This is a genomic window from Metabacillus rhizolycopersici (assembly GCF_020075705.1).
The window spans coordinates 1-4,371 of the sequence record NZ_JAIQUM010000159.1 but is presented as its reverse complement, the minus strand read 5'-3'; the positions used below and the strand labels follow the sequence as shown (position 1 = coordinate 4,371).

At 36.3% G+C, this 4,371-nt stretch carries 9 protein-coding genes; 1 reads left to right on the top strand and 8 read right to left on the bottom strand.

Annotation, left to right across the window (positions count from 1 at the left end):
• Positions 1–155, top strand: a 155-nt coding sequence (locus K9V48_RS27260) for an FCD domain-containing protein (protein ID WP_224142204.1), incomplete at its 5' end; no start/stop codon positions are given.
• 288 nt (positions 156–443) lie between these two features.
• On the opposite strand, the gene rpiB is transcribed toward K9V48_RS27260, so the two are convergent.
• The 8 genes from rpiB to K9V48_RS27225 all read right to left on the bottom strand — a co-directional run.
• On the bottom strand, positions 444–881 hold the full coding sequence (gene rpiB, locus K9V48_RS27255) for a ribose 5-phosphate isomerase B (RefSeq protein WP_224142203.1): 438 nt from the start codon (positions 879–881) through the stop codon (positions 444–446).
• 282 nt (positions 882–1,163) lie between these two features.
• Complete coding sequence (locus K9V48_RS27250; protein ID WP_308012629.1) at positions 1,164–1,304, bottom strand: GapA-binding peptide SR1P; 141 nt, start codon at positions 1,302–1,304, stop codon at positions 1,164–1,166.
• Between the two features lie 103 nt (positions 1,305–1,407).
• On the bottom strand, positions 1,408–1,584 hold the full coding sequence (locus K9V48_RS27245; protein WP_224142202.1) for a hypothetical protein: 177 nt from the start codon (positions 1,582–1,584) through the stop codon (positions 1,408–1,410).
• 120 nt (positions 1,585–1,704) lie between these two features.
• Positions 1,705–1,863 (bottom strand): hypothetical protein, encoded by a 159-nt coding sequence (locus K9V48_RS27240; RefSeq protein ID WP_224142206.1) that lies wholly within the window; start codon positions 1,861–1,863, stop codon positions 1,705–1,707.
• Positions 1,799–2,092 carry a 6-phosphofructokinase gene (locus K9V48_RS29245; protein ID WP_263432974.1) on the bottom strand — a complete coding sequence of 98 codons (294 nt, stop codon included), beginning with the start codon at positions 2,090–2,092 and terminating at the stop codon, positions 1,799–1,801. The genes K9V48_RS27240 and K9V48_RS29245 overlap by 65 nt, the downstream gene beginning before the upstream one ends.
• A 10-nt stretch (positions 2,093–2,102) precedes the next feature.
• The gene (locus K9V48_RS29240; protein WP_263432973.1) at positions 2,103–2,333 is read right to left on the bottom strand and encodes a 6-phosphofructokinase; all 231 of its coding nucleotides are present in this window, start codon (positions 2,331–2,333) and stop codon (positions 2,103–2,105) included.
• 72 nt (positions 2,334–2,405) lie between these two features.
• Complete coding sequence (locus K9V48_RS27230) at positions 2,406–3,737, bottom strand: MFS transporter (RefSeq protein ID WP_224142201.1); 1,332 nt, start codon at positions 3,735–3,737, stop codon at positions 2,406–2,408.
• A gap of 479 nt (positions 3,738–4,216) precedes the next feature.
• A partial coding sequence (locus tag K9V48_RS27225; RefSeq protein WP_224142204.1) for an FCD domain-containing protein occupies positions 4,217–4,371 on the bottom strand: 155 nt, incomplete at its 5' end.

Genomic DNA, 4,371 nt, shown 5'->3' with positions numbered 1-4,371 from the left:
GAGATCGAACGGTGACTCGACCAGACTATAGAGACGTTAATTTTAAAGAGCATCAATTACTGATTAAAGCAATTGAGGATCATAACGAAAAAGAAGCAGTGGAAATCATGACTAACCATATGCAAAACTTATATGATCGGTATTGGAAAGATTAAAATATTAATTACCGCATCAATAACTTAAAAGTATTCGGAAAATCCCCCCTTAGTCGGTCTTTGCAAACCCTTTCTATAGGCGAGTTGTATTTTTCACCCACTCCTTTTAGTGATTATAAAACAACTTATCCCAACCACCCAAACTGGATTTTCTCCTAATTAGTAATAATAAGGGACAGAATATTGCAAAGAAAAGGCAGAACTGCTAACAAGTAGCTTTTCTGCCTTTTCTATAAGTAATTAATAGGGACCATTTTTTGATAGATGGTTTAAGCGTCATTATTTAACTTATACTTCATATGTTTCTATTTTATTGATACGTTTTTCGTGTCTACCACCTTCAAAAGGTGTTGTTAACCATATTTTCACAATGTCGCGAGCTAGGCCCGGACCAATCACACGCTCTCCCATAGCTAGCATGTTTGTATCATTATGTTCTCTCGTTGCTTTAGCACTAAACATATCATGCACAAGCGCACAACGAATTCCCTTTACTTTGTTAGCTGTAATACTCATGCCGATACCAGTTCCACAAATTAAAATACCACGGTCTATTTCACCGCTTGCTACTTTTTCAGCTACAGGAATGGCATAGTCTGGATAATCAACAGATGTGGTACACTCACACCCTAAATCTACATACTCAATATCCATCTCTTTCATCAATAAGATAATCTCCTTACGAATATTCATGCCACCATGATCAGATGCAATGGCTACTTTCATTTTTCTTCCTCCTATCCCTTTGCAAGACAGTTTTAAAACAGGGCTCTTCCCATTTTACTACCAACTACTACTCTCAGATTTTAGAGATATAAACAGATATTGAGTGATAATTAGGCACCTAAAGCTGTTTGTTAGATGCCCTATCTAATAAAGCGAGACTTATCGGGCTTTTACGGGCAGTTATCCCCCACCTTCGCCTCTTTGTGATTCACTCAAGCTTAGAGGTGGGGGTATTACTGCCCGTTAATGCGGGATAAAAAAATCCGGTCAATGATATAAATCCTACTTTTTCTCCTCGGGACAATTTGTACATATTCCATACCATGTTTTAACACCTTCTAGGCTATCCACTAGGTCAATCACTTCTCCACACACCTGACATATAATCGTATCTTGTATTGCTTTTACTTCCTTAACCATCATTTTTTACCCTCCTAACTTTTGTTTAATAAAAGCCTTTTGATAAACACATAATTGGATAAAGGAATCGTTTTTCAATTAAAATAATCATATGTTTGTACAAAAACTACATCTCAACTTCTTTTTGGTATAAAAACGCTTTCAACAATCTATATTGGTCCTGCTTATCAGCCATTTCGGCATTGATGGTTGCAAATTCTTGATGGATCATTTTATTTTCTTTCATTTCAACAGCCTGACCTGAATGTCCGTTTATCAACAATTCTCCTGCTACAACGCCCATTTTACTTGCTAGTCCCGATCAAACGCTGATAGATTTCTCCTTCTTTGTATGAAACCTAACACCTTAGTTCTTACACTAATACTTAACTTATCTTCAATGTATCGTTGTAACTCCTGTAAATCATACATTCTTTCTGTCATGATCAACGAGGTTATTATGTTTCCCACTACTGATTCTTAAGTGTAAATTTGAACAGATGGTATCAAAATCTAATTTACTTTCTGGAGTAGAAATGATTTCTCCTCCACCTGCTAAAGCTGAATATAAGGTAACCCCCACAATATCTTCCCTTCACTTCGACAATGGTGGATTTATCATGAGAAAAACCGGTATCTCTAATTTTCCCTATGCACTCTAATACTGTATTTAAAGTTGTATCAAATCCAATGGAATAATCTTTATAAGCCAAATCATTATCAATCGTTCCAGGTATACCAATCACTTTAATACCTAGTTCATGTAACTTTTCGGCTCCTTTTAACGATCCTTCCCCACCTATTACAACCAAATAATTGATATCAAAGTTTTTTAATACCTCGAGTATCCTTTTTTTCTGCTTCTTCCATAAATTCTGAGGATCTAGACGGTTTTAAGGTTGTTCCGCCCCTGTCTGTACTATCCTCTATCTCTGAAAAAGTTAATGGATGAATTTTACCGTCAATTAAACCTTGGTATCCACCTTGTATGCCCATTACATCTAGATGATGGTAGTTGGCTGCTTTTACAACTGCTCTGATTGCAGTATTCATTCCCAGGCATCTCTACCATTAGACATAGCCGCCAGAATTTTCTTTACGATGAATCATGTATGGATAGACTTTTCAACTAGACTTTTCTAGTTTTTTTTCGTCCTTCTGATTTAGAGCCCTTCCTGACTGTTTAACCAAGAAAACAATAATACAAGAACTTATGATCATACTGATACCTAGGAAAATCATACTAATAGTAAAGGATCCCGTTATATCCTTAATGTATCCCACAATGTATGGTCCAAAGAATCCTCCAAGATTTCCTACACTGTTGATAAGTGCAATTGCACCTCCAGCAGCAGCCCCTGTTAAGAAAGAAGGTGGAATAGCCCAAAATGGAGAGTAGGCACCAAATGCTCCACATAGAGCGACAGTTAGAAATACAAAGGATAATACAATACTTGTATTGGCAACATAGCTACTAATGATCATGGCAATGGCACTTGTTGTCAAACATGCCGCAACATGCCAACGTCTCTCGTTCTTCTTGTCAGAATGGTTCCCAACTAGAATCATGACCACCATGGCACAAGCATACATAAGTCCTAAAATCCAGCCGATACCTTGCGTACTAAGGGATGTTGTCTCTGATAAACCTTGAGAAATGGTCGGTAAAAACATGTTAATTCCGTAATAGCCGACCATCCAGAAAAAATATCCTACCGATAAGATGAGAACGTCACGATCCTTTAAGGCCTGTGTGAATGTATAGTGTTTCACTTTCTGTTTTTCAAGGTTTTCTTTTGTTGTCACGTCAATTAACCATTGCTTCTCGTCTTTGTTCAGCCATTTTACATCTTTGATTGTATCATCGAGATAGAAATAAGCTATAATACCTAAGATGAGGGCTGGTATCGCTTCCAAGATAAACAACCATTGCCAGCCAGCCATACCTAACCAGTCCATTCCAAGCAGGAAAGTGGAGAGTGGAGCACCTAATGCATTAGCACCCGGTATTGCCAGCATGAATCCTGCAATCGCCTTCGCATGATGTTTCGTTTGATAAAAACCACTTAAGTAAAATACCATACATGGATAAAAACTAGCTTCGGCAACCCCTAAAATAAATCGAGCTGCATAAAATTGCATGGGAGTTTGTACGAAAGCCATCAAAATGGCAACGATGGCCCATGTAACCATGATTCTACTAATCCATTTTCTCGCTCCAACTTTCGTCATCATGGCGCTTCCTGGTACTTCTAAAAGGAAATAGCCAAGGAAGAAAATCCCTGCTCCCAATCCAAAAACAGCATTAGAGAAACCTAAATCTTCGTTCATTTGTAGGGCAGCAAATCCAATATTCACCCTATCTAGTATGGCTATGATAAAACATAGAAATAAAAATGGAATTAATCTTAATGTCACTTTTCTAGTAGTTGAACGCTCTAATGCGACTTGATCCAAAGTAACTCCTCCTTAAGTTGTTATGCCTTCCTTTTCAAACTTTCATTTCATTTAAAGTTAAATTAAAGATTACTTAAAGTGGTGTCAACCTCTTTCTGAGAAGGATTCTACTTATCTCTCTGGAGAGATGTAAAGATTAATAGAATTAAAAGGATTGCAACCCTTAATATATAACGCTTTCATAGAATGCTTTTATAAATAATTACAACTTATCAATATAACCTTATCTACTTGTCCACTAAGTCAATTTATGTGTTTATTGTATTTTTACTAATATAATTTGTCAATCTAATTGCTGAATCATTCTAAATATTATAAAAAACACATTGTTATCCCTTTAAACCCATCAAAATCATAGAAAGCAAAGGGATTTCCCTTTATCGATTACGATGAGGGATTTCAATCAAAAAATTATATTTTCATAGTATTTAAGCTTTTTTATTCCCTTCAAACTACCTATTGGGACCAACTTTCTTGGTTTAATCTTTCCAATACCGATCATATAAATTTTGCATATGGTTAGTCATGATTTCCACTGCTTCTTTTTCGTTATGATCCTCAATTGCTTTAATCAGTAATTGATGCTCTTTAAAATTAACGTCTCTATAGTCTGGTCGAGTCACCGTTCGATCTC